Consider the following 23,960-nt stretch of genomic DNA (forward strand, 5'->3'; position numbering starts at 1 on the left):
TCGACGGGACAGAGGGGCAGGACGTACGGGCCGTGCGGGCGAAGCCGTGGCACGCGGGCCGGGGCCCGGCCGGGGAGGGCCGGGACTCAGCCGGAAGAGTCGGGGCTCAGCCGGGAGAGCCGGGGCTCAGCCGGGAAGGGCCGTGTCGAGTGTCTCGTGCACGGTGAAGACGGCTTCCGCGCCCGTGATCTGGAACACCCGGGCGACCGCGGGCCGCATCGCCACCAGATGGACCCCGCCGCCGGCGGCGTCCGCCCTCAGTCTGGCGCCCAGCAGGACGTTGAGTCCGGTCGAATCACAGAACTCCAGGCCCGAGCAGTCGACGACCAGCCGTGAGCGGCCGGCGTCGAGCGCGTCGTCCAGGGGGGAGCGCAGCAGGTCGGCGGTGTGGTGATCGAGCTCACCCGCCGGCGAGAGGATCGCGCTCGCCCCCACGGTCCGGACCTCGACCCGCAACCGCGCGGGCGGTGCGCTGCCGATGTTCTCGCGGTCCATGGCCGTGCCTCTTCTCGCTCTCGCGGATGCCGACTGACGTGCCTCGAACCCTACAAGCGGGGCGGCCTTCCGTGCACACGAGGTCCCCCCTATAACCGGACAAACCGGATTGTCGACACTTGCGACCTTGCGCGTCCAACAGGTAGGGCTAGAAGAGAACACCCGACACGACCGGCTTCGGAGGCGCCGCAAACCGCAGCAGAAGAACCACGAAGGAGACCCATGTCACCCCGGCTCGACGCCCCGCGTACCCCCGACGCGCCGTCGGCAGCAGTCACCCTCGACCGACCCACGACCCCTGCCGTGAACCGACCTCTCGACCGTCCCGCGGACCCCGCCGCGGCCCCCGCCGACCGTTCCGTCCGGCTCCCGGACGAGCTCACGGACCGGCTCGCCGACGGGCCCCTCGACCGGATCGCACCGGTCGACGCGCGCGCCCTGTCGAAGCAGCTCTTCGCCCGGCTCGCCGAGCTCGAAGAGGGCACCCACGACCACGCGTACGTCCGCAACACCCTGGTGGAACTCAACCTGGCCCTCGTCCGGTTCGCTGCCGCCCGCTTCGGCACCCGCAGCGAGCCGATGGAGGACATCGTCCAGGTCGGCACCATCGGCCTCATCAAGGCGATCGACCGCTTCGAACTCGCCCGCGGCGTCGAGTTCCCCACCTTCGCGATGCCGACGATCATCGGCGAGATCAAGCGCTTCTTCCGCGACACCTCGTGGTCCGTGCACGTGCCGCGCAGACTCCAGGAGCTGCGGCTCGACCTCGCCAGGGCCGGTGACGCGCTCTCCCAGCGCCTCGACCGCGCCCCGACCGTCGCCGAACTCGCGAAGGAGCTCGGGATCTCCCCCGAGGAGGTCGTCGAGGGCATGGCCGCGAGCAACGCCTACACCGCCACCTCGCTCGACGCGCAGCCCGACGAGGAGGACGGCGCCGGAGGCGAGGCCACGCTCGCCGACCGGCTCGGCTACGAGGACCACGGTCTCACCGGGATCGAGTACATCGCCTCCCTGAAGCCGATGATCGCCTCGCTGCCCGCCCGCGAGCGGCAGATCCTCTCCCTCCGCTTCGTCTCCGGCATGACCCAGTCGGAGATCGGCACGGAGCTCGGCATCTCGCAGATGCACGTGTCCCGGCTGCTCGCCCGCACCCTCGGGCGGCTCCGCCGCGGACTCACCCTGGAGGAGTGACCGCGCCCCGGAGGAACGTCCCCACTGTGGGGGAATGACCTCCGCCGCCTCCCCCGAGCCGCCAAGATGGCTTCGGAAAGGGCCCGTTCACGGTCTTCGGACCCGGGACGGGCCCTTCCGCGTGACCGGAGGTGCCTTGTTGACGCGCCGTCCGGATTGGGCCACATTGAGCCCGGGGTTCAGGGGGGAATCACATGGTTTCTGCGTACGCGGACATGGAAGAGCGCATGCGCGGCAGGCTCGGGGGCCGAGAGTGCCTCTACGTGCCGTCGTGCCGCTTCGGTCTCTATCTCGCGCTGCGCCACTGGTGCCGCCCCGGCGGCCGGGTGCTGATGTCACCGGTCAACGACGACGTCATCCTCTTCGTCGTCCTCGCCGCCGGGCTCCGCCCCGTACAGGCTCCGCTCGACCCCCGGAACGGGTCGATCGACACGGCCGCCGTGCCCGAGGCCGTCTGGCGTGACCTCTCGGCCGTCCTCACCACCAATCTGTACGGGAACCCCGACCCGGCACCGGAGCTGCGGGACCGCTGCGACCGGCTCGGCGTCCCGCTGATCGAGGACGCGGCGCACGCGATCGGCTCGACCGTCGGCGGACGCCCCGTCGGCACGTACGGCGAGGCCTCCGTCTTCAGCCTGTCGAAGCACACCGGCGCCAAGGCCGGCGGCTTCCTCGCCCTCGCCGACCCGGCGCTGCGCGGCGAACTCACCGCCGCCCGTGACGCGTTGCTGCACCCGACCCGTACCACCGCCGAACTCGCCTATCTGCTCAGGCCGTACGCCGAGGCCACCCTGCGCGGGCTGCGCCTGACCGGGGCCGCGCGCGCGGCCGTGCGGCGGCTCGGCCTCCAGGAGCGCGAGGAGATCCGGATGCCGCTCCGTGCCGATGCCCTGAAGCGGGCCCTCCCGTCCGCGCCCGCGCTCGAACCCTTCCACTCCTGGGTCCGGGTCGACATGCACGACTACCGGCTCCGGCCCGGCACCGGCAGGCTCCGCCGCACCTCCCGCAGGCTCGACCGGCTCGACGGTGTCCTCGCCGCCCACCGGGACGGAACCGCGCGCCTCCTGGGCAGCGAGTACGGCACGCCCGGCGCCGCGGAGGAACCGGCGCAGCCGCTGTTCCGGGTGCCACTGCTCGTCGACGACAGGGACGCGGCGATCGACGCCCTCGCCCGGCACCGGATCACCACCGGCTACGTCTACGACCCACCCCTCGACGGCTACGCGGGCGAGGCGTTCACCGAACCCTCCCCCGCGCCCGGCCCTGCCGCCTGGTTCGCCCGGCACGCCCTGCCCGTGGACCCGCGCCGCGCGGACGAGGTCCTGCGCGTCCTGCGCACCGCGGCGATCCGCCCGGCGCACCTGTCGGCGGCCCCCGGCGGCGCCCGGTGACCGAGACCGTACGGCTGCGGGACACCGACCGTCCCGCCGCCGAGGAGCCCGGGGACGCGGCCCCGGAACCCCCCGCCGGCCAGGACGGCGCGGGCGACGGCTCCGGCGAGAGCTCCCTCTTCCGCAACGCGTACGCGCTGATGCTCTCCACCGGCGTCTCCGCCGCCCTCGGGCTCGGGTTCTGGCTGGTCGCCGCCCGCTACTACACGGAGGAGGCCGTCGGACAGGGCTCCGCCGCCATCGCCGCCCAGCGGATGCTCGCCTCCCTCACCGCGACGACGCTCACCGGCGCGGTCGTCCGGTACGTGCCCCGCGCCGGGCGCGCCACCGGTCCCCTCGTGCTGCGCCTGTACCTGTTCAGCACCCTGGTCGTCGGTGTCGCCTGCGGGGTCTTCCTGCTCACCCTGGACTGGTGGGGACCCTCGTACGCCCCCCTCGGCACCCTGTCCGCGGGGATCTTCTTCACCGCCGCCAGCATCGGCTGGGCCCTGCTCACCCTCCAGGACGCGGTCCTCACCGGGCTGAGACGCGCCGTCTGGGTCCCCGTCGGCAACGCCGTCTTCTCGCTCGGCAAGCTCGTACTCCTCGTCGCCCTCGCCGTCGCCCTGCCCGTGCTCGGCGTCTTCGTCTCCTGGGCTGCGGCCATAGCGCTCTCCGTCGTGCCCGTCGGCTGGCTCGTCTTCCGGCGCCTCATCCCCCGGCAGGCGCGCGCCGACCGGGACCGCGAGCCGCCGACGATGCGCGAGATCGGCCGGTTCCTCGCCGGGGACTCGGTCGGTTCGGTCTTCAGCCTCCTCATGATCAGCCTGCTGCCGATGATGGTCGCCGTCCGCTTCGACGCCGCCCACAACGCCTTCTTCTACACGGCCTACACCGTCGGCGGCACGATGGAGTTCATGGCCATCAACATGGCCTCCTCGCTCACCGCGCACGCCTCCCACAGCCCCGACTCCCTCGCCGAGGGGGTCAGGGGCGCGCTGCGCCGCATGGTGCTGCTGCTCGTCCCGGTCGTCCTCTTCCTCGTCGTCCTCGCCCCGCTGCTCCTCGCGCCCTTCGGCGGGGACTACGCCGCCAACGGCACGACCGTGCTGCGGCTGCTCGCCGCCGCCGCGCTGCCCCGGGTCGCCGTCGAGCTGTACATCGGGGTGCTGCGCGTCCAGGGCCGTACGGGCATGCTCGCCGCCCTCCAGGGCGCGATGTGCGTCCTGGTCCTCGGCAGCGCGGCCTTCCTCCTCGGGCCCTTCGGCATCGCCGGGGCCGGATACGCCGTCCTGGGCGGGATGACCGTGACGGCGATCGCGTGCGTACCGGGCCTGCGGGCCGCGCTCAAGGGCCGGGCGGCCCCCGCCGAGGGGGCGAAGGCCGAGGCGCGGGTGAGGGAACGCGCGGAGGACGGCTACGGCACGAGCTGGGCGCGGGAGAGCGCCTATCTGCGCGGGGCGCACGACTCGGTGACGCCCGCGTTCGGCATCCCGGTGTACGTACCGCGGCAGCACGAGGGGGAGGCGGGGGGAGGCGCCGGGGAACAGCACGGCTCGGGCGCCGCGCCCGAGCCGCGAGGCACCGGCCCCGCGGGCGCCGCGGCTGGGGCGCATGGCACCGGCCCCGCGGACGCCACCGCTGGGGCGCGTGGCACCGGCCCCGCAGGCGCCGCTCCCCGCCGCGGCCGGGCCATGGCCGGGCTGTGGCCGCTCCTCCGCCATGGCCCGGCCGCGACCTGGCTGTGGCTGCTCCTCGGCCTGGCCGCCGGGCTGTTCTGGCTGCCGCTCGCCGGTTCCGGCGCGCTGGACGTGGAGCGGCTCTCGGGGACCGGTCTCCTGACCGCGCTCCCGCCCGTCACCCTCGCCGCCGGGCTGCTGTTCGTCGCCCTCCAGGGCGCCGCCGTCGGGCTCCGCGTCTTCCGGCCCGCGTTCGCCGGAACGGTCCTGCTCGCCACCTTCCTCGCCCTGCACACCGCGCCGCCCCTGCTCGGCCTGCGGCCGGCCGAGGCGGACGGCCCCGGCGCCACGCTCCTGGGCGACGGGGTGGAGCGGGCCGTCGCCCCCGTCGTGCTCCAGGCGCTCTGTCTGCTGCTCACGGCCGTGCTGCTGCGGGTCGTCGGCGCGGGCGCGCGGGTCACGGCCGGGGTGGTGTGGGTGCTGGTGTGGGCGGGCTGGGCGGGGCAGCAGGCCTTCGCCGCCGCCCCGCTCCCCCTCTTCCTCGGCCTGGCCGGCGGCACGATGGCGGTGTGCGCCTTCCGGGGCCTGACATCGGGCAGGCGCTAGAGGGCGGGCGGACGATGAACCGCCCCGCCCCTCAGTCCCCCGGCACGTCCTGGTGGAAGTACGGGTCCTGGCCCGCGATCCGGTAGCCCTCCAGGCCGGGGCCCGAGTCGACCGTCAGGTCGCAGCCGGGGCCGGGCACGGCACGGTTCCAGTGGACGTACGCCTTCACCTCCGGCAGCGTCGGCGCGACCTCCGGGATGGCGGTGTACCAGTCACGCTGCCGCTCGGGCCGCTTCGGGTCGGGGGCGGTGGAGAACTCGGAGAGCATGACGGGCTTGTCGGCGGAGATGTTCTTCCGGAGCCAGTCGTAGCTGGGGCGCTGGCTCCTGTCGAAGTCCAGCCACTTCGACGTCCCGTGGCAGAGGTGGTAGTTGTACTGGTCCATGCCGATCCAGTCGACGTAGTCGTCGCCGGGGTAGAGCTGCTTCATCGTGTCCGCGCTGCCCAGGTAGCCGGAGACCGTCCACACCCAGACCACGTTGTCGGCGCCGAGTTTCCTGAACCGCTCGTGGAGGTGACGGTAGGCGGCCACGTACTCGGCGGGGGTGCCGGCTCCCTCCTTGATCCGGGCGTCGGCCTCCTGGTCGAAGGAGAGGAAGACCCGCTTGCCGTAATCCTTGATGCGGCGGATCTGCGGGTCGAGGATCTCGGTGTCGTACCGCCCGGAGGCGATGGTCTTCCAGCCGAGCTGGGTCTCGGTGTACCCGGCGTGGTGCGGCTCCTTCCACACCGTGGACTCCCAGGCCAGCATCAGCATCCGGTCCCTGCCGAGGGCCCGCTCGTCAGGGGTGAGGAGGGTGCCGTCGAGCTCGTTGCCCGACATGTCGTGGTACGTGTAGACGAGATCGAGGCGGCGGCCGATCTTCTTCTCGAAGGCGAGCACCGGCCGGGTGAGCGAACTGTCGCTGTCGTACGGGATGTACGCGCCCCACCAGGCCCCGCAGGGGGCGACGAGCCGGGCGTCCGGGGCGCAGCGGTCGTCGCCCTCCGCGACGGTCGCCCACACCCCGATGCCGGCGGTCAGCGCGCCGACGGCGGCGAGCGCCACCGCGAGCCGTCCGGCCGGCCCGCCCCCGGCGTGCCGGCCGGTCATCGGCCCCCACCGTGCCCTCGTTTGCGGAACCGGAAGGATCCGGTGCCCTCGGGTTCGGCCGCGCCGCGGGTGGCGGCGGGCAGCGGCAGGCCTGGCAGGAGGGCGACGACGGTGGAGAACGCGGCGAGCGGGACGAGGAAGGCGGTCACGGAGAACCCTTCGATCAGGAAGAGGAGGGTGGCGGTGAGCGTGGCGAGGGAGAGGCTGATCGGCGCGGCGAGCGCGAACGCCTCAAGGCGGGCGCCGGGCCGCAGTCCCCGCGGCTGGGGGTGGAGCAGGGCGAGGCCGGGTCCGAGGCAGACGAAGAGCAGCACGGGCAGCCAGCGCAGGGGCGAGCCTCCGGGCAGCAGGGTCGCCGCGAGGGCCACCCAGCCGGAGACGGCGACGCTCGCTCTGATCCGGTTCCGGGCCGACGTCAGCGGGCTCCGGCTCTGGGGCGACTTCACGGCATCCCGGTTCTGAGGCGACTTCACGGCGCTCCGGTCCCGGGTCGACTTCACGGCGTTCCGGTTCTGGGTCGACTTCACGGTGTACCGCCCGGGGTGGCCGGCGACGCGGGGGACGCCGGGGTGTAGGCGAGGACGATTCCGTACGGATGTTCCTCGACGGTCCTGAAGAGCGGGGACGCCTTCAGGCGGGTGCGCAGGGTCTCGAAGCCCCCCGGCGGCAGCAGGCCCTCGCCCGCCGTGTAGACGTCCTGCGTGCGGGTGAGGACGACATGGGCGGTGGTGCCGCGCGGGATGCCGTCGGCGAGGTAGCGGGCCGGGTCGGCGAGCATCTTCTCGTTCTCGGGCAGCTCCTGCTCGGCGAAGAACCAGTGCTCGACCTCGTCGTAGCGGTGCAGCGCCTCCGGGAAGGAGCCGGCGGTGGCGAGGAGCAGCCCGCCCTCCGGCAGCCGGTCGATGGCGCGGGTGACCAGCTCCGACTCGGCGGGCGGGGTGTAGTACATCGTCTCCTTGCCGTAGTACGCGGGCAGGAACCCGGCGGTCAGGGCGAGGAGGGCGACGGGCAGGGCGACGGCCGCGACGCGGCGCCGGGCACGGGCGCCGCGGCTCCGGTGGGCACCCGCGGTGGCGGGCACCAGGGCCGCCGCCGCGAAGAAAGCGGCGCCGGGAAGACCGAACAGGTAGACACGGAAGAGCATTTCGCCGCCGTAGTCGTTGACGGCGAAGAGCGGGACCGGGGCGATGGAGACGAGCAGCAGCGGCAGGGCGCTGCGGGTCAGCCGGCGGCGGCCGAGCACGGCGATCCCGGCGAGCACGACGACGGCGAGTGCCATGACGATGCCGGCCCGGCCGGCCAGCTCGGGTCCGGGACCGGTGAGCTGCCCGGCGTATCCGGCGCGGGAGTTCTCGGTCAGCCGGCCGAGCGAGTCGCTCAGCGTGCCGAGCGTCTCCAGGAACAGCGGCCGGCCCATGGTGAGGTTCCAGGTCAGCATCAGCAGCCCGGCGACGACGAGAAGACCGTAGTTGCGGTAGCGGCGGGTGAGACCGAGGACGAACAGGGCGGCGCACAGCATGACCGGCGTGAGCTGGTGGACGGCGTTGATCGCGAAGATCAGCGGCGAGATGATCACCACGCAGACCGCGCGCTGGCGCAGACCCGTCGGCGGTGGCACGGCGGTCGCGGCCGGGTCGAGGTACGCGCGGTCGCGCAGCCGCCCCGCCGAGCCGGGCCGTACGAAGTGCCGCATCACGACGGCGAGTACGGACAGGTGCAGGACGTACGCGAGGCCCTGCGGCGCCAGGTAGTCCTGGCCGACCCAGTTGGCGAGCTGGAAGATCCAGACCGCGGTCCACACGAGCCGCCAGTCTTCGGCGAAGGTGCGGTAGATCAGCACGAGCAGGGGCAGCGCGATCAGACCGAGGACGATCGGCGCCCAGTTGAGGTAGACGGCGGTGCTCTCGACGCCGAAGGCGCGGACGAGCGCCGCGTTCAGGGTGAAGAAGCCCGGCCACTGTTCGTAGGCGGACATGTTCCCGGACAGGGCCGCGTTGGGCCGCAGTTCTCCGGCGCCGAGGATGACGTCGACGACGGCGTCGTGCTTGGAGGCCCAGGGGTAGCGCACGGAGTCGTAGAGCACGGCCGGGGGCGCCTTGAGCGCGACGAGCAGCGCCACGCAGTAGGCGAGCGGCCAGGCTCGCGAGGTCCCGGCGCGCCGCAGCGTCAGCAGGAACCCGGCGGTGAGCACGAGCAGGGAGGCGTAGAAGGGGGCGGGCAGCCGGTCCAGGAGCCCGTAGTCGCCCATGGTGCGGAAGTCGATCCCGGGCAGGGCGAGCACCCACAGACCGAGGCCGAGCGCCAGCACGGCGGGCGGCAGCCAGGCGCGGTCGGCCAGGGCGGTGCGGGGCGCGCGGGGCGCGGCCGTGCCCGGCCGGTGCTCGGAGGGGGCGGGCGGCACGCTGTTCTCCGGTGCCGGTGTGAACACGTTCTTCGTCATCCCGCGAACTCCGCTCCGCGCACCAGCGCGCGCGTCCGCCGGTACATCCGCCACCCGACCGTGGGCAGCGAGTCCGGGTACGGAGCGGTCTTCGCGCCCCGGCCCTCCATCCACCGCTCCACGTCGGCCGTGGTGTGGGTGCGGCGCACGATGAGCCGGGCGATGCGGTAGACCTCGTCGCGCCGGGAGCTCAGGGCGTGCCGGACGGCGGCGGCCGAGGTGTAGCCGGCGGCCGCGGCGGCCCGGCGTACGGCGGGGCTGTTGTATCCGTGCGGGTAGGCGAGGTGCCGTACCGCGTGGCCGAGGACGTCCTCCAGGACCGCCTTCGGCTCGCGCAGTTCGCGGCGCAGGGCGCCCGGGGCCAGGGTGTCGAGCTGCGCGTGGGTGGCGGTGTGGGCGCCGACCTCCATGCCGTACTCCTCCAGGCGCGGGGCCTGCGCGAGGGTCATCATCGGCGCGGGCGGCAGCAGGCAGGGCCGGCCGCGGGTGATGGCCCCGGTGGTGAGGTACGCGGTGGCCGGCAGGCCCCGGGCGGCGAGCGCCTCGGCCGTCGGCCCCACCAGGTCGGCGAAGCCGTCGTCGAAGGTGATGACGGCGGGCCGGTCCGGCAGCGGTGCCCCGGAGGCGAGGTGTGCGGCGAGGGTGCCGACGGTGACCGGGGTACGGCCGCTGGCGACGATCGCGTCGAGCTGGGAGGCGAACTGCCGTGGTCCGACCGTGAATTCGGCGATCCAGTCGGGGGGGTCGTCCATCACGGCGTGGTAGAGGAGGACGGGGACGCGGGCGGGGAGGGGGACGCCGCTCATCGGGGGTTCCTCCCGTGCCGTCGTGCCGTGACGCGGGCTTTCGCGTATCCGATGGGGCCGTAGAGCATGCCGCGTCGCTCCAGTCGGGAGAGGCTTCGGGGCCAGGGGTGGTGGTGGGTGCCGTGCTCGCCGGGTACGCCGCCGTCGGCCGGCTCCCCGCGCTGGGCGGTCATCGCGCGGGCGTACGCGAGGCCGCGGGGCAGCCGGGTGAGCAGCGCGGGCAGCAGGCGGGGGCTGCGGACGAGGGTCGCGGTGAGGTACGCGGTGAGGCCGGCGCCGTAGCCGTACGCCTGGTTCCGCAGGTCCTGCCAGGTGTCGCGGTGGTGGTGCCAGACGAGGGCCTCCGCGGTGTAGCGGAGCCGGAAGCCGGCGGAGAGGACGGCGACGAAGGCGTACAGGTCGTCGCCGCCCTTCGCCGGGGTCCCGGTGCCGGTGGCGGGGTCGAAACCGCCGGCCTTCCGGAGGGCTTCCGTCCGGAAGGCCATGTTGGCGCCGGAGCCGAAACTGCCCGCCGTGAAGGGGAAGAGGGGTTCGTCGGCGGGCGGTTCCGCGGGGTCGTACAGGCGGGGCGCGAAGCCCTTCGCGAAGCCTCCGTGGGATTCGAGGAGGATCTGGGCGGGGGTGGCGAGCCGGGCGGGCAGGATCAGACCGGTGACGCAGCCGAGGCCCGGATCGGCGGTGAACGGCGCGGTGAGCGCGGTCAGCCAGTGCGGGTCGGCGATGACGTCGTCGTCGGTGAAGGCGAGGACGGGGCCGTCGGCGGCGGCGAGACCGGCGTTGTGGGCGACGGCGAGACCGGGGGTGTCCTCGCGGACGTACCGGACGCGGTCGGCGTACTTCCTCGTGACCAGGTCACGGGTGCCCGTGGTCCGGGGCGCGTTGTCGACGACGACGATCTCGAAGTCCGGGTGGTCCTGGACGAGGAGCGAGTCGAGGGCGCGGGCGAGCTGCTCGGGGCGCTCGCGGGTGGCGACGACGACGGAGGTGCGGGGCGGCGGGCCGGCGGAAACCGGCCGCGACCGGGCGGCCAGCCGCTCGGCGTCGCCGCGGGGCCCGGCGGCCACGAGCCGCTCGCGGGCGAGGGCGCCGAGCACCTCGGCGGGGTCCTCGCCCGCCGCGACGGTCCCGATGACGGTGGCGGCGGGCCGCCCCCGGAGCCGTACGAGCGCGTACACGTCACCGGCCACGACCGCGGGGCCGCCGGGCGCGGGGCGGAGCGACAGGACGTTCCCGTCGGGCGCGTCGAGATCGAGCTCGGCGACGGAGATCGGACGCGGGGGCGAAGGTGGAGCGGGTCGGCTGCTCAACGGGGTCCCTCGGGGAAGTACGGCGACGGGATACGGACGGTGCCCACGGGAGCGACCGCCCTGGCGTCCGCCGGGATCGCGGGTACGGAAGAAGCCCGCCGGAGCAGCGGGTACGGACGCCCCCGGCTAACGGTTGCCCCGCAGCCTGGCGACCCCGTTGAGAGCGGATCTCGCCCGGGCCGCGAGGGCGGGCCGGCCGCGGACGAAGCTGTGGGCGCGCCGGGCGGGCTCGCGTCCCAGCCAGTGGAGGGCGGCACGCGCGCCCGGGACGAAGACGGCACCCTCGCTCACCGTCAGCTCCCCCGTCTTCAGCGCGTCCTTGTACTCGGCGTCGCCGCGCCCCAGGTCCAGCATCCCGATCCCGGCGCCCGCCGCCGCCTCGGCCATCCGCAGATGCAGCACGAGGCCGGGCGAGAACTTCGCGAACTCGGGGTCGTACGAGGGGAACCAGCAGGACAGCACGGTCGCGGACCGCAGCCCGAAGTGCGCGGCGATCGGCCGCTCCCCCACGTACAGCACGGACAGGACGCCGGAGCAGCCGGGCGTGCGCCGCTCGTGGAGGCGCCGGACGAGGGTGCTGATCCACTCCTTGGCGAAGCGGTCGCCGCGGCCGGTCCTGCGGTACTGGGCGGACTTCCACTCCATGAGGGTGCGCAGGGCCGCCGGGTCGCGCTCGTCGAAGACGAACCGCACCTCGCCGTCGGCCTGCCGACCGAGCTTGCGCTCCTTGGCGAGGGTGGTCCTGAGGAACTTGGGCGACTGGGCGCGCAGCAGCGCCTCGTATGCCGCGTATCCCTCGCCGACGTCGATCACGGGCGAGGCGAAGGACTCGGTGGCGGCGCCCGCGAAGACGGGCTGGCCGTCCTCCAGGTTGTCGAACTCCCACATGGCGATCCCGCAGGCGCGGAGCACCGCGCGTGCGCCCGGCCGGAGCCCGGGCCGCAGGACGGCGCCCTGGCTGTCGGAGACGCCGAAGCCGACGGCCCGGCCCTGCCCCAACGGGCCCTTCTCGAAGGGGAAGAAGCCGACCGGCTCGTCGCCCTCCGACCACACGGCGACCCGCGACCGGGGCCGCACCTCGGCCACGGCGAGGGTGAACTCCGGTTCCATGAAGGGGTTCGCGGGCGCTCCGGACTTGACCCGTAACTCCCGCCAGGCCTCGACCTCGCGCTCGCTCAGCTCCCCCGGCCGCACGATCCGCACACGAAAAGCACTCACCTTGCCGACCCCCCGGTCCACCCCTGAGTACTGCCAGGACAGGACGGTACCGGTCCGGAACCCTGCGAGACAGGGATACTCGGTCTTTCCGTGACCAACCCGTGAAGGAGGGACACGGCGGGGCAGCGGTGGCCGGAGCGGGGACGCCGCCGGGTTCCGCGCCCGGCCGGCCTACCAGCCGATCTGGACGTCCCCGAGCACCTCGCCCCCGATCGCGGCGGCCAGCTTCCCGGCTCGGGAGAGGTCGCCCCACTTGCCGACGTGCACGAAGACGGTGTGGTGCGGGGTCCATTCGTCGACCTGGGCCCTGTCGCCGTGCAGGACGAGCTGGACGCCGTCGTACTGGGCGGAGCTGTGGATATCCGCCTCCGGGTCGTCCGGCCACCGTCCGTGCCAGCTGATGTCGGTGGTCCCCTCGCCGACGGCCCGGACGATCTCCGGCCCGACGGTCGAGACGGGCACGTCGGCGGAGAAGTACAGCGGCAGTTCGGCGCGGATCTCGTCGTCCCCCGCCGTCGCGGCGTCAAGAGCGCAGTAGAGGTGCTCCCCGGTCACGGGGTCGCGCCTGCCCTCCGCCCAGTCGACGGCCGCGCCCGGCAGGAGTCGCGCGATCCGCCGCGCCTCCTCGACGGTACGCACCTCCGCGTCGACGTACACCTCGTCGTCGACGTGCTCCAGGAGCCCGACGAGCCGCCGCGCCCGTGCGTACGCCTCCTCGGCGTCGGTGGTCGTGAAGACGGCGTGCGCCCGTGAGTTCCCCATGCCGCCCACGCTGGCACGAGAACCTGCCCCCGGGCCACCGCATATCCTCCCGGCGGGCCCGCCGCTCAGGCCGGCGCTTCACATCGGGCGCTTCACATCGGGCGCTTCACGTCCGGCGCTTCACGTCCGGCGCTTCACGTCCGGCGCTTCACGTCCGGCGCTTCACGTCCGGCGCTTCACGTCCGGGCAGCGGACCTCCACGGAGGCGCCGCGCCCTGCGCCCGGCCGAGCGCTCAGACCACCCGTGCGCCCTGCCGCCAGACCTCCGTCACCAGCGGCACCCCCGGCCGGTACGCCAGGTGGACGTGGGACGGGGCGTCCAGGACGGTCAGGTCCGCCCGTGCGCCGGGCGTCAGGCGGCCCACGTCCGTGCGGCGGAGGGCCGCCGCGCCGCCGGCCGTGGCCGACCAGAGCGCTTCGTCGGGGGTCATGCCCATGTCCCGTACCGCGAGCGCGATGCAGAACGGCACGGAGGACGTGAAGGACGAGCCGGGGTTGCAGTCCGTGGAGAGGGCCACCGTCGCGCCCGCGTCGAGGAGGCGGCGGGCGTTCGGCCACTGGGCGCGGGTGGAGAACTCCGCGCCCGGGAGGAGGGTCGCCACCGTCGACGAGTGCGCCAGGGCGTCCACGTCCTCGTCCGTCAGATGGGTGCAGTGGTCCGCGCTCGCCGCGTCGAGTTCCACCGCAAGCTGGACGCCGGGGCCGTACGTCAGCTGGTTGGCGTGGACGCGAGGGTGGAGGCCCTTCGCCCTGCCTGCGGTGAGGATCGCGCGGGCCTGGTCGCCGTCGAAGGCGCCCTTCTCGCAGAAGACGTCGATCCAGCGGGCGTACGGCGCGCAGGCGTCCAGCATCTCGCCCGTCACGAGGTCCACGTACGCCGCCGGGTCGTCCGCGTAGTCCGGGGAGACGATGTGCGCGCCGAGGTACGTCACCTCGTCGGTGTGCTCGGCGGCGATGCGGAGGGCGCGGGCCTCGTCCTCGACGGTCAGGCCGTAGCCGGACTTCGTCTCGAAGGTGGTCGTGCCCTGGGTGAGGGCTTCGCGCAGGTAGCGGGCGACGTTCGCGGACAGGGCCTCGTCGCTCGCCGCCCGCGTCGCCGCCACCGTCGTGCGGATCCCGCCCGCCGCGTACGCCTGGCCGGACATCCGGGCGTTGAACTCGGCCGTGCGGTCGCCCGCGAAGACGAGGTGCGAGTGGGAGTCGACGAAGCCGGGGATCACGGCCCGGCCGGCGGCGTCGACCCGGTTGTCAGTGGCCGGTGCTTTGCTTGATTCACCGACCCAGACGACACGGTCGCCTTCGATGACGACGGCCGCGTCCTGGATCAGGCCAAGGGGAGTGTGATCACCGAGGGAGGGGTCGTTCGTGACGAGGCTGGCGATGTTGACGATGGCGGTGGCGGTCTTCGCCACGGCGCTGTTCGCGCTCGTGGGGGCCGAGGTCGCCGCCGGGTTGTTCGTCGCCGCGGGGCCGGTGTTCATGGTGAGAGGTGTCTCCTTCAGTCGCGCAGGGCGGCGATCGAGTCGGCGAGGGCCCGGCCCACGTCCGGTACGGAGTGGTGGACCCCGTCCCGTACGACATGGCGGCCGCCCACGACCGTGTGCCGGACGTCCGCGGCCGACGCTGCGAATACCGCCGTCTCGGCTGCCAGACGCGGTGCCGGTCCCGCTGTCCTGACCGAGTCGAGCGCGATCGTGGTGAAGTCGGCGAGCGCGCCCTGCTCCAGGGCTCCCGCCTCCTGCCAGCCGAGGGCCGCGTGGCCGTCCGCCGTCGCCGCGCGGAGCAGGGCCGCCGCCGTCCAGTGGCCTCGGGTGCGGGTGCGCAGGCGTTCGTTCAGTTCCATGGCCCGCGCCTCCTCCAGGAGGTCGATGACCGCGTGGCTGTCGCTGCCGAGGGAGAGCGGGGAGCCCTCCCGCTGGAGGGCGGCCGCCGGGCCGATGCCGTCCGCGAGGTCGCGTTCGGTCGTCGGGCACATGCAGGTGCCCGTGGCCGACGAGCCGAGGAGGGCGATGTCGCCGTCCGTGAGGTGGGTGTTGTGGACGCCCGTCGTCCTCGCGTCGAGGACGCCGTGCTCGGCGAGGAGCTGGGTGGGGGTCATGCCGTGCGCCGCAAGGCAGGCGTCGTTCTCCGCGGTCTGCTCCGACAGATGGACGTGGAGGGGGGCCTCCCTGTCCCGCGCCCAGCGGGCCACGGTGGCCAGCTGGTCGGCCGGGACCGCGCGTACGGAGTGGATCGCCGCCCCGACGCGTACGCCGTCCCGGTCCTTCAGCCAGTCGGCCCGTTCGGCCCAGGCGTCCGCCGTGCCGTCGGTGAAGCGGAGCTGGTGCCGCTCGGGCGCGGCGCCGAAGCCGGAGGAGAGGTAGGCGGTGTCGAGGAGGGTGATGCGGATGCCCGCTTCGGCGGCGGCCGCGATCAGGGCCTCGCCCATGGCGTTGGGGTCGGCGTACGGGGTGCCGCCGGGCCCGTGGTGGAGGTAGTGGAACTCGCCGACGGAGGTGATGCCCGCGAGGGCCATCTCCGCGTACACGGCGCGGGCCAGAGCGAAGTAGCTGTCGGGGGTGAGCCGCTGGGCGACGGTGTACATGACCTCGCGCCAGGTCCAGAAGGTGCCGGAGCCGACCTGGACGGTGCCGCGCAGGGCGCGGTGGAAGGCGTGCGAGTGTGCGTTGGCGAGGCCGGGGATCGTGAGGCCGCGGAGGGCGACGGCGCCGGGCGGCGGGGCGGCGGTCCCGGTGCGGACGGCGGTGATGCGGCCGTCCGTCACGTCCAGGGCCACGCCCGGCTCGACGTTCGTGCCGAGCCAGGCGTGTTCCAGCCAGTACGTCGTCAGCGGCACGCCAGCTCCTCCAGTACGTCGGCGAGTGCGAGGACTCCGGCCACGCAGTCGTCCTCGGCGGCGAATTCGGCCGGGGAGTGCGAGACCCCGGTGGGGTTCCGTACGAACAGCATGGCGGTCGGGATCGACTCGGACAAAATACCCGCGTCGTGGCCCGCGCCCGTGCCGAGTACCGGGACCTTCCCGGTGGAGCCGAGGATGCGGGACAGCTCGTCGCGCAGGGCGTGCGAGAACTCCACGACGGGGGTGAAGGACTCCTGGACGACCGTGAGGTCGATGCCGTGGCGGTCCGCGTAGGAACGGGCCTCCGCCTCCACGCCCGCGACGACCTTGTCCAGGGACCCCTGGTCGGCGGCGCGGGCGTCGAGCCAGCCGCGGACCAGGGAGGGGATGGCGTTGACGCCGTTGGGCTCGACCGCGATCTTTCCGAAGGTGGCGACGGCGCCGGCGAGTTCGGCCTCGCGGCGGGCGGCGAGGACCGTCTCCGCGTAGGTGAGCATCGGGTCGCGGCGGTCGACGAGCCGGGTGGTGCCAGCGTGGTTGGCCTCGCCGGCGAAGTCGTACCGCCAGCGGCCGTGCGGCCAGATGGAGGAGGCGATGCCGACGGGGTCCCCGGACAGGTCGAGGGCACGGCCCTGCTCGACGTGGAGTTCGACGAACGCGCCGATGCGGCTCAGCCGTTCGGGGTCGGGGCCGATCGCCGCGGGGTCGTGGCCGGCGGCCTCCATGGCCTGCGGGAGGCTGATGCCGGAGGCGTCGCGGAGCTCGTACGCCTGCTCCTTCGTCAGCCGGCCCGCGGTGAGCCGGGAGCCGACGCAGGCGAGGCCGAAGCGGGCGCCTTCCTCGTCGCCGAAGTTGGTGATGGCGAGGGGGCGCTTGAACTGGACGCCCCTGGCGCGCAGTTCGTCGAGCGCGGCGAAGGCGGAGACGACACCGAGGGGGCCGTCGAAGGCGCCGCCGTCGGGGACGGAGTCCAGGTGCGAGCCGGTGACGACGGCGTCGCCGGCCGTCGGGTCGCCCAGCCATGCCCACTGGTTGCCGTTGCGGTCCGTCTCGACGTCCAGGCGGCGGGCCTCGGCCTGCATCCGGAACCAGAGCCGGCAGTCGGCGTCGGCCTCGGTCCAGGCGTAGCGCCGGTAGCCGCCGGAGGCGGCGCTGCGGCCGATGGGCCGCAGCGACCGCCACATGGCGTGGAAGGTGGCACTCACGCCGAGCCTTCCTCGGAGTCGCCCTCGCGCATCGGGACGCGGACGCCCTTCTCGTCCGCGACCCGCTCGGCGATGTCGTAGCCGGCGTCGACGTGGCGGATGACGCCCATGCCCGGGTCGTTCGTCAGGACGCGGCGGATCTTCTCGCCCGCGAGCGCCGTGCCGTCGGCCACCGAGACCTGGCCGGCGTGGATGGAGCGGCCCATGCCGACGCCGCCGCCGTGGTGGATGGAGACCCAGGAGGCGCCGGAGGCGACGTTGACCATGGCGTTGAGCAGCGGCCAGTCGGCGATGGCGTCGGAGCCGTCGAGCATGGCCTCGGTCTCGCGGTACGGGGAGGCCACCGAGCCGCAGTCGAGGTGGTCGCGGCCGATGGCGAGGGGCGCGGCGAGGGTGCCGTTGCCGACCATGTCGTTGAACATGTCGCCGGCCTTGTCGCGCTCGCCCTGGCCGAGCCAGCAGATGCGGGCCGGGAGCCCCTGGAAGTGGACCCTCTCCCCCGCCATCCTGATCCAGCGGTGGAGCGATTCGTTCTCCGGGAAGAGCTCCAGGAGCGCCTTGTCGGTCTTGTGGATGTCCGAGGCCTCGCCGGAGAGGGCGGCCCAGCGGAACGGGCCCTTGCCCTCGCAGAACAGCGGTCGGATGTACGCCGGGACGAAGCCGGGGAAGGCGAACGCGCGGTCGTAGCCGGCGAGCTGGGCCTCGCCGCGGATCGAGTTGCCGTAGTCGAAGACCTCGGCGCCCGCGTCCATGAAGCCGACCATGGCCTCGACGTGCCGGGCCATGGACTCGCGGGCCCGGGTCGTGAAGCCCGCCGGGTCCTTGGCCGCGTACGTCGCCATGTCCTCGAAGGCGACGCCCACCGGGAGGTACGAGAGCGGGTCGTGGGCGCTCGTCTGGTCGGTGACGATGTCGATCGGGGCGCCCTCGGCGAGCATCTGCGGGAGCAGGTCGGCGGCGTTGCCGAGGAGGCCGATGGAGAGCGGGCGGCGGGCGTCGCGGGCCTCGGTGGCCAGCTGGAGGGCGTGGGCCGGGCTGTCGGCCTTCACGTCGAGGTAGCGGTGCTCGATGCGGCGCTCGATGGCGCGCGGGTCGACGTCGACGCAGATCGCGACGCCGTCGTTCATGGTGACGGCGAGCGGCTGGGCGCCGCCCATGCCGCCGAGGCCTGCGGTGAGGGTGATCGTGCCGGCGAGGGTGCCGCCGAACTTCTTGGCGGCGACGGCCGCGAAGGTCTCGTACGTGCCCTGGAGGATGCCCTGGGTGCCGATGTAGATCCAGGAGCCGGCGGTCATCTGGCCGTACATGGTGAGGCCGAGGTGCTCCAGGCGGCGGAACTCCTCCCAGTTGGCCCAGTCGCCGACCAGGTTGGAGTTGGCGAGGAGGACGCGCGGGGCCCACTCGTGGGTCTGCATGACGCCGACGGGGCGGCCGGACTGGACGAGCATCGTCTCGTCCTGCTTGAGGGTGCGCAGGGTGCGGACCATGGCGTCGAAGGAGCGCCAGTCGCGGGCGGCCTTGCCGGTGCCGCCGTAGACGACGAGCTTGTCGGGGTGCTCGGCGACCTCGGGGTCGAGGTTGTTCTGGAGCATCCGGAGGGCGGCTTCCTGCTGCCATCCCAGGGCGCTCAGTTCCGTACCGCGCGCTGCTCGTACGGGGCGGGGTCCTGACATGGCGGTGCCTCCTCGAATGACGTTCAGATATTCACATCCTGGCGCCATGAATAGATGTAGTCAACAGGGCCGCCCTCACCCGTACCGGTGAACCCGTCGGCGAGGATGGGCCCCATGGCCTCCTCCCGTCGCGATCTCGCCGTCCGAGCCTCCGTCGATCAAGGACTCCTCTCCCCCTCCCAACCGGTCGTCGCCCTCCTCGACACCGCCGGCATCCGCGCCTCCGCCGCCGCTCTGACCAGCGCCTTCGCCGCCGTCACCGACGCCCACGTGCTGCACGCCTTCGCCGTCAAGGCCGCCCCGCTCGTGCCCGTCCTGCGCCTGCTCCACGAGGCCGGACTCGGCGCCGAGGTCGCCAGCCCCGGCGAGCTGGCCCTCGCCCGCGCCGCCGGGATCCCGCCCTCCCGCACCGTGCTCGACTCCCCCGCCAAGACCCCCGCCGAGCTCCGCCAGGCCCTCGCGCTCGGCATCGCCGTCAACGCCGACAACCTCCAGGAACTCGCCAGGATCGACGCGCTCGTCGCCTCCGCGCCCACCGCCTCACCCCTGGGCCTCCGGGTGAACCCCCAGGTCGGAGCCGGTGCCATCGGCGCCCTCTCGACCGCGACGGCCACCTCCAAGTTCGGCGTGACGCTCCGCGACGAGGGAGCCCGCAAGACCGTCGTCCAGGCCTACCTGGACCGGCCCTGGCTGACCCGGCTGCACACCCACACCGGCTCCCAGGGCGTCCCCCTCGCCCTGATGGCCGAAGGAGTCGGGGAGGCCTACGCGCTCGCCGAAAAGATCAACCGCACGGCCGGCCGGCAGCAGATCGACACCCTCGACATCGGCGGCGGCCTGCCGGTCAACTTCACCTCCGACGAGGAGACGCCCACGTACGCCCAGTACGCCCGGCTGCTCGCCGACACCGTCCCCGGGCTCTTCGACGGCCGCTACCGCCTGGTGACCGAGTTCGGCCGCTCCCTGCTCGCCAAGCACGGCACGGTCCTCGCCCGGGTGGAGTACACCAAGACCTCGGGCGGCCGCCCGATCGCCGTCACCCACGCGGGCGTGCAACTGGCCACCCGTACGGTCTACGCCCCCGAGTCCTGGCCCCTGCGGCTCCTCGCGTACGACTCCGAGGGCCGCCCCCGCACCGGGGACACCACCGTCCAGGACGTCGCCGGCCCCGCCTGCTTCGCCGGGGACCTGCTCGCCACGGGCCGGGAGCTGCCGCTGCTGCGCCCCGGCGACGTGGTGGCCGTCCCGGACACCGGCGCGTACTACTTCGCCCACCACTACGCGTACAACAGCCTGCTCCGGCCGGGCGTGCACGGCTTCACGGTGACCGACGAGGGCACTGTCACCTTCGCGACGGTACGGACGCCCCAGACGCTGGCCGAGATCGTCGCCGAGTCGGGCGGGGCGCACGCGGACGCGCTCGTACGGTGAGGGCGGCCGGGCGGGTCGCCGGGGTGACGGCGGGCCGGTCCGGCCCGACCGTCCGGTAGCGGCGGACCGACGGCCCGGCTTCCATTGAAGCCATGACTGGAACCGGTACGGACACCACATCCGTCGTCGTCGAGCGCCGGGTCGCCGCCTCCCCCGGACGGGTCTGGGAGGCGATCACCGACCTGCGGGAGATGCCCCGCGTCCTCTCGGGCGTCGAGAAGGTGGAGGTGCTCACCGACGGCGGCTTCGACGTGGGCACCCGCTGGCGCGAGACCCGGCGGATGCTGGGCAGGGAGGCGACGGAGGAGATGACCGTGACCGAGTGCGAGCCGCCCGACCGGTACGTCACGGTCGCCGACTCGCACGGCATGCACTACGTCTCCGAACTCACCCTCACCCCCGACGGCAGCGGGGGCACCACGCTGCGGATGACCTTCTCCGCCACGCCCTCCCACGGCCGCACCCCGGGCTTCGTCACCCGGCTGCTGGCCCGCTTCGGCGCGAAGGCCGTCGCCAAGGCGCTCGCCAAGGATCTGTCCGACATCGCGAACGCGGTGGAGTCACGCCTCTGACCGCCGGACCCCCGCACGACCCCGGACCGGTCCCCGTCGGACGCTGGCATGTTCCGATGGAAAATGCCAGAAAGCCTCCCCGGATGCGCTGCGTTGAGTAACGTCACCGTCACTGCCGCACGTTCGCACGCCGTATCGGGAGGGGAATCCGCGTGCCCGGAATCGACGAGTGCCTTCTGGAGGCCATGGCCCTGCCGGGCGCTCGCGGAGCCTCCCTGGTCGACTGGACCAGCGGGCTCGCTCTCGGGACCGCAGGCGACTCGCCGGTCGGGGACCACGAGACCACGGCCGCCGAGACCGCCGAACTCGCCCGCTCGGCAGCCGAGTTCGACACCTTCGCGGCGACGGGCGAGAGCCCGGGGGACGGACCGCCCGTCGAGGACCTGATCGTCACCACCCGCACCGGCTACCACGTCCTCCGATTCGTCGAGACCTCCTTCGACAGCAGCGTCTTCCTGCACCTCTGGCTCGACCGCCACACCGGCAACCTCGCCCTCGCCCGCATCAGGGTCCGCGACCTCGCCGAGAGACTGGTCCTCGGATGAGCGCCGTCGCCACCCCCGTCTCCCCCATGCTGGTCCGGCTCGCCGCAGAGAAGGCCACCGGCGCCCTGCTCCGCGACCACGGCACGCTCTACCTCGTCGACGGCCGGGTCGTGCACGCCGAGAGCCCCGCCGCCCCCGGCATCGACGTCCTCCTCACCACCGGCGGACGGCTGCCCCGCGAGGGCTGGGACGAGGCCGTCGACCGGGCGGGCGCACACCGCGCCGTCGGCCGCTTCCTCGTCGACAGCGGCCGCCTCCACGACGGCGAGCTGGAGATCTGCCACCTCGGCGCCGTCTTCGACGCGGCCTTCTTCGCCCTCTCCCCCACCGGCGGACCGACCCGCTTCCGGTACGGGGTCGGGCACTGGTTCGGCACGGTGCGGCCGGTCTCCGCCGAGGCCGTCGAGCGCGAGACGGTACGCCGCCGTGAACTCCTCGACGCCGTCTGGCCGTACGCCTCCGTGGACACCGCCCCGGTCGTGCCGCGCCCCGCCGCCCCGGGTCAGACCGTGGGGGCCCGCCGGCGCGCGCTCCTCGCCGCCGCCGACAGCGGGGAGCGGACCCCGGCAGAGCTGGCGCGGCTCCTCGGCCGGCCCGCCTTCCACACCCTCCTCGACGTACGACGGCTCGCCGCCGCCGGGCTCGTCGCGACACCCACCGACCCCGAACCCGTCCCCGCGCCGCCGCTCCCCTCAGCGGCCGTGCGGGTGGCCGATCCCGACATCGCCCTGCTGCGCCGGCTCCGTGACGCCCTGGAGGCACACCTGTGATGAGGCGTGCCCTGCGCCTGCGCGCCGAAAGGAAACAGCTCATGACGGCAGAAGCCGAGGTCCTCGGCGAGCTCAGACGGCTGCGGGCCCGGCTGCCCCAGCTCACCGGGGCACTCGCGGCCAGCGCCGACGGGCTCGTCCTGGCCCACGACACCGTGGACGGCGAGGCGTCGAGCGTCGCCGCGCTGACCGCGGCGGCGCTCGGCGTCGGCCGGCGGCTGACCGAATCCACCGGCCAGGGCCGCTTCCGCGAACTGCTCGTACGCGGCGAGAACGGCTACGTGGCCACGTACGCGGCGGGCGACGCCGCCGTCCTGACCCTGCTCGCCGAACCCCGGATCAACGTGGGGCGGCTCCATCTGGAGGCCCGCAGGTCCAGCGTCCGGATAGGCGAACTCGTCGACGGCGCGCTCGACCGCGGAGACCCGAACTGAACCGCATCCGAACCGTCCGACAGCACACCCGAGAAGGAAGAACGACACCATGGCGAACACCGAGACCTCCCTCAAGGAAGCGGCCTCCATCGACGGCGCGATCGGCGCGGCCCTCGTCGACTACACCAGCGGAATGGCGCTCGGCACGATCGGCGGCGGCAAGGAACTCGACCTGAACGTGGCGGCGGCGGGCAACACCGACGTCGTCCGGGCGAAGGTCCGGGCCATGGAGCTGCTGGGGCTCAACGACGAGATCGAGGACATCCTCATCACCCTCGGCTCCCACTACCACCTGATCCGGCTGCTCAAGGGACGCGGCACCAACGGCCTCTTCCTCTACCTGGCCCTCGACAAGAGCCGGGCCAACCTGGCGATGGCCCGCCACCAGCTGAAGAAGATCGAGAACGAGCTGGAGGTCTGACCCCGGACTCCGCCCCTACTCGACGAACAGGCCCCGCGCCGCCGCCTTCGTGTCGAACTCCTCCAGACGCGCCTGCGCGTCCGGGAGTTCGTCCGCCATGGCCTCCAGGAGGACCCGGCCGAGCATCATCGGCGCGCAGGCGGTGTCGAAGGCGAGCCCGGTGCCCACGGCGGCCGGGATCAGCAGGTCGCTGTGGGCGGCGACGGGCGCGAAAGCCGACTCGGCGACGGTCACGACCGTGAGCCCGGCCGCCCGCGCGTACTCCAGGGCCTCGACGACCTCCCTCGGATGCCGGGGCAGCGCGAAGCAGAGCAGCGCCGTGGCCCCGGCCCGTACGGCCGCGTCGACGCGGTCGGTGAGCATCGAGCCGCCCTCGTCGAGGAGCCGGACGTCGGGATGCACCTTGGCGGCGAAGTAGGCGAAGCCACGCGCCTGCGAGGAGGCGGCCCGCAGCCCGAGGACGGGCAGCGGGCGGGAGCGGGCGAGCAGCCGCCCGGCCCGCTCCACGGGTCCGGGGTCGGCGAGCAGGCCTGCGAGGTGCTGGAGGTTCTCGATCTCGGCGAGCACGGCCTGCTGGTACTCGTTGAGCGCCTCGCCCTCGCCCTCGCCGCCGGGCTCGGGCGGCGCGACCTCACGGAGGTGGCGGCGGAGCGCCGGGTACCCGTCGAAGCCGAGGGCGACGGCGAACCGGGTGACGGAGGGCTGACTGACCCCCGCGAGCTCGGCGAGCTCGACGCTGGACAGGAACGGCGCATCACCGGCGCGCCGCACCATGCAGTGCGCGATCCGCCGCTGCGTCGGCGTCAGCCGGTGCCCCTCGAAGAGCGCCTGCAGCCGGCCGGCCGGGCTGTCACTCATGCCGCCCCCTCGGATATTCACCTGCCAATGACTCTGCATGAGGATATGCAGCCCGGCGGGCGGAGGGCCAGCGCGTCCGGCATCGGAGACCGGCGCGCGGGGGGCTGGCGCGGCCGGCGTGGCCGGCACCGGAGACCCGGCGGGCGGAGGGCCGGCGCGGGCGGTACCGGAGACCGGCGGGGGTCGTGGGAGAGGTTGCGCGGGGACCGCCGCACCCCCGTTGCCGGGGGGCGGGACGACGGCGG

General features: G+C 73.8%; 22 protein-coding genes. 9 read left to right on the top strand and 13 right to left on the bottom strand.

Features of this window, described 5'->3' with window-relative positions; all coding sequences use genetic code 11:
• Positions 1 to 126 precede the first annotated feature (126 nt).
• On the bottom strand, positions 127 to 495 hold the full coding sequence (locus ACFVYX_RS16970) for an STAS domain-containing protein (RefSeq protein WP_389682143.1): 369 nt from the start codon (positions 493 to 495) through the stop codon (positions 127 to 129).
• A gap of 222 nt (positions 496 to 717) precedes the next feature.
• Here ACFVYX_RS16970 and ACFVYX_RS16975 point away from each other — a divergent pair, with 222 nt between their 5' ends.
• The 3 genes from ACFVYX_RS16975 (at position 718) to ACFVYX_RS16985 (ending at position 5,341) form a co-directional block, all read left to right on the top strand.
• Positions 718 to 1,686, top strand: a complete 969-nt coding sequence (locus ACFVYX_RS16975) for an RNA polymerase sigma factor SigF (protein WP_389682144.1) — start codon at positions 718 to 720, stop codon at positions 1,684 to 1,686.
• Positions 1,687 to 1,880: 194 nt separating this feature from the next.
• Positions 1,881 to 3,077: a DegT/DnrJ/EryC1/StrS family aminotransferase gene (locus ACFVYX_RS16980; protein ID WP_389682145.1), complete on the top strand. Its 1,197-nt coding sequence runs from the start codon at positions 1,881 to 1,883 to the stop codon at positions 3,075 to 3,077.
• Positions 3,074 to 5,341 (top strand): lipopolysaccharide biosynthesis protein, encoded by a 2,268-nt coding sequence (locus tag ACFVYX_RS16985; RefSeq protein WP_389682146.1) that lies wholly within the window; start codon positions 3,074 to 3,076, stop codon positions 5,339 to 5,341. Before ACFVYX_RS16980 ends, ACFVYX_RS16985 begins: the two co-directional genes overlap by 4 nt.
• A 31-nt stretch (positions 5,342 to 5,372) precedes the next feature.
• Here the strand turns inward: ACFVYX_RS16985 and ACFVYX_RS16990 are convergent, their stop codons facing one another.
• From ACFVYX_RS16990 to hutU, 11 genes are all read right to left on the bottom strand, one after another.
• Positions 5,373 to 6,434 (bottom strand): glycoside hydrolase family 26 protein, encoded by a 1,062-nt coding sequence (locus ACFVYX_RS16990; RefSeq protein WP_389682147.1) that lies wholly within the window; start codon positions 6,432 to 6,434, stop codon positions 5,373 to 5,375.
• Positions 6,431 to 6,880 (bottom strand): hypothetical protein, encoded by a 450-nt coding sequence (locus ACFVYX_RS16995; protein WP_389682148.1) that lies wholly within the window; start codon positions 6,878 to 6,880, stop codon positions 6,431 to 6,433. The genes ACFVYX_RS16990 and ACFVYX_RS16995 overlap by 4 nt, the downstream gene beginning before the upstream one ends.
• Positions 6,881 to 6,957: 77 nt before the next feature.
• A complete protein-coding gene (locus ACFVYX_RS17000) occupies positions 6,958 to 8,874 on the bottom strand; it encodes a hypothetical protein (RefSeq protein WP_389682149.1) in 1,917 nt (638 codons plus the stop codon).
• Positions 8,871 to 9,680, bottom strand: coding sequence for a polysaccharide deacetylase family protein (locus ACFVYX_RS17005; RefSeq protein ID WP_389682150.1), 810 nt, complete (start codon positions 9,678 to 9,680; stop codon positions 8,871 to 8,873). Before ACFVYX_RS17005 ends, ACFVYX_RS17000 begins: the two co-directional genes overlap by 4 nt.
• On the bottom strand, positions 9,677 to 10,987 hold the full coding sequence (locus ACFVYX_RS17010; protein ID WP_389682151.1) for a glycosyltransferase: 1,311 nt from the start codon (positions 10,985 to 10,987) through the stop codon (positions 9,677 to 9,679). Before ACFVYX_RS17010 ends, ACFVYX_RS17005 begins: the two co-directional genes overlap by 4 nt.
• A gap of 126 nt (positions 10,988 to 11,113) precedes the next feature.
• Complete coding sequence (locus tag ACFVYX_RS17015; protein ID WP_389682152.1) at positions 11,114 to 12,205, bottom strand: GNAT family N-acetyltransferase; 1,092 nt, start codon at positions 12,203 to 12,205, stop codon at positions 11,114 to 11,116.
• Positions 12,206 to 12,376: 171 nt separating this feature from the next.
• Positions 12,377 to 12,967 (bottom strand): hypothetical protein, encoded by a 591-nt coding sequence (locus tag ACFVYX_RS17020; protein WP_389682153.1) that lies wholly within the window; start codon positions 12,965 to 12,967, stop codon positions 12,377 to 12,379.
• Between the two features lie 233 nt (positions 12,968 to 13,200).
• Entirely contained in the window at positions 13,201 to 14,448 is a 1,248-nt protein-coding gene (gene hutI / locus ACFVYX_RS17025) for an imidazolonepropionase (protein WP_389682154.1), read from the bottom strand.
• Positions 14,449 to 14,465: 17 nt separating this feature from the next.
• Positions 14,466 to 15,803 (bottom strand): formimidoylglutamate deiminase, encoded by a 1,338-nt coding sequence (locus ACFVYX_RS17030; protein ID WP_389682155.1) that lies wholly within the window; start codon positions 15,801 to 15,803, stop codon positions 14,466 to 14,468.
• The gene (locus ACFVYX_RS17035) at positions 15,794 to 16,990 is read right to left on the bottom strand and encodes an allantoate amidohydrolase (protein WP_389682348.1); all 1,197 of its coding nucleotides are present in this window, start codon (positions 16,988 to 16,990) and stop codon (positions 15,794 to 15,796) included. Before ACFVYX_RS17035 ends, ACFVYX_RS17030 begins: the two co-directional genes overlap by 10 nt.
• A 17-nt stretch (positions 16,991 to 17,007) precedes the next feature.
• Positions 17,008 to 18,684 (bottom strand): urocanate hydratase, encoded by a 1,677-nt coding sequence (gene hutU / locus ACFVYX_RS17040; RefSeq protein WP_389682156.1) that lies wholly within the window; start codon positions 18,682 to 18,684, stop codon positions 17,008 to 17,010.
• Positions 18,685 to 18,789: 105 nt separating this feature from the next.
• Here hutU and ACFVYX_RS17045 point away from each other — a divergent pair, with 105 nt between their 5' ends.
• The 6 genes from ACFVYX_RS17045 (at position 18,790) to ACFVYX_RS17070 (ending at position 22,857) form a co-directional block, all read left to right on the top strand.
• Positions 18,790 to 20,115 carry a diaminopimelate decarboxylase gene (locus tag ACFVYX_RS17045; RefSeq protein ID WP_389682349.1) on the top strand — a complete coding sequence of 442 codons (1,326 nt, stop codon included), beginning with the start codon at positions 18,790 to 18,792 and terminating at the stop codon, positions 20,113 to 20,115.
• A gap of 92 nt (positions 20,116 to 20,207) precedes the next feature.
• Positions 20,208 to 20,687: an SRPBCC family protein gene (locus tag ACFVYX_RS17050; RefSeq protein WP_389682157.1), complete on the top strand. Its 480-nt coding sequence runs from the start codon at positions 20,208 to 20,210 to the stop codon at positions 20,685 to 20,687.
• A gap of 152 nt (positions 20,688 to 20,839) precedes the next feature.
• Positions 20,840 to 21,232, top strand: a complete 393-nt coding sequence (locus tag ACFVYX_RS17055; RefSeq protein ID WP_389682158.1) for a hypothetical protein — start codon at positions 20,840 to 20,842, stop codon at positions 21,230 to 21,232.
• Complete coding sequence (locus ACFVYX_RS17060; RefSeq protein ID WP_389682159.1) at positions 21,229 to 22,002, top strand: transcriptional regulator; 774 nt, start codon at positions 21,229 to 21,231, stop codon at positions 22,000 to 22,002. Before ACFVYX_RS17055 ends, ACFVYX_RS17060 begins: the two co-directional genes overlap by 4 nt.
• 41 nt (positions 22,003 to 22,043) lie before the next feature.
• Positions 22,044 to 22,436, top strand: a complete 393-nt coding sequence (locus ACFVYX_RS17065) for a roadblock/LC7 domain-containing protein (protein ID WP_389682160.1) — start codon at positions 22,044 to 22,046, stop codon at positions 22,434 to 22,436.
• 49 nt (positions 22,437 to 22,485) lie between these two features.
• Positions 22,486 to 22,857: a hypothetical protein gene (locus ACFVYX_RS17070; protein ID WP_389682161.1), complete on the top strand. Its 372-nt coding sequence runs from the start codon at positions 22,486 to 22,488 to the stop codon at positions 22,855 to 22,857.
• Positions 22,858 to 22,872: 15 nt separating this feature from the next.
• On the opposite strand, the gene ACFVYX_RS17075 is transcribed toward ACFVYX_RS17070, so the two are convergent.
• Complete coding sequence (locus tag ACFVYX_RS17075) at positions 22,873 to 23,715, bottom strand: MurR/RpiR family transcriptional regulator (protein ID WP_389682162.1); 843 nt, start codon at positions 23,713 to 23,715, stop codon at positions 22,873 to 22,875.
• Between the last annotated feature and the right edge of the window lie 245 nt (positions 23,716 to 23,960).

Origin of the sequence: Streptomyces sp. NPDC058326 (assembly GCF_042879855.1) — a bacterium.
Classification (GTDB): Bacteria; Actinomycetota; Actinomycetes; order Streptomycetales; family Streptomycetaceae; genus Streptomyces.